At 64.8% G+C, this 532-nt stretch carries 1 protein-coding gene; it reads left to right on the top strand.

Annotation, left to right across the window (positions count from 1 at the left end):
* Nucleotides 1-112: 112 nt before the first annotated feature.
* A partial coding sequence (locus IQK56_RS30210) for a MotA/TolQ/ExbB proton channel family protein (RefSeq protein ID WP_193901960.1) occupies nucleotides 113-532 on the top strand: 420 nt, incomplete at its 3' end.

The following is a 532-nucleotide window of genomic DNA, read 5'->3' as shown; positions in this document are numbered from 1 at the left end:
GGGCGAGGTGGCCCAGGACGGCTGGGTCAGCGTGCCGATCGACTTCAAGATTCACTAACTATTGCGCTGCGGGGTGCTGCACACGCCGCGACTTGTACAGAGGGAACACACCATGGCATTAGCATCTCCACTTGAATCCATCGAAAGCGCGGTCATCTGGCTGCTGGTGGTTTTTTCGGTCGCCACCTGGGGCCTGGCCCTGCTCAAGGGCGTGCAGTTCGGGCGCCTCAAGGCCCAGGATCGCAAGTTCCACAAACAGTTCTGGGCGGCGTCGAGCCTGGATTCGGCCGCTGAACTGGCTGAAACGCAGCCAGGCGCTGCGGCCCGTGTGGCCCAGGCCGGTTATGCCGCGATCCAGGTGGGCGAGGCGCCTCACGCGGCGGACTTGAGCCAGGCGATCAACCACCAGGACCGCCTCGAACGCGCCCTGCGCCAACAGATCGTACGTGAGCGCCGCTCCCTGGAAACCGGCCTGGCCGTGGTCGCGAGTATCGGCAGCACTTCGCCGTTTATCGGCCTGTTCGGCACCGTG

This window comes from Pseudomonas cyclaminis (assembly GCF_015163715.1).
GTDB lineage: Bacteria > Pseudomonadota > Gammaproteobacteria > Pseudomonadales > Pseudomonadaceae > Aquipseudomonas > Aquipseudomonas cyclaminis.
The sequence above is the reverse complement of the archived record's forward strand: the minus strand, read 5'-3'. Positions and strand labels throughout refer to the sequence as shown.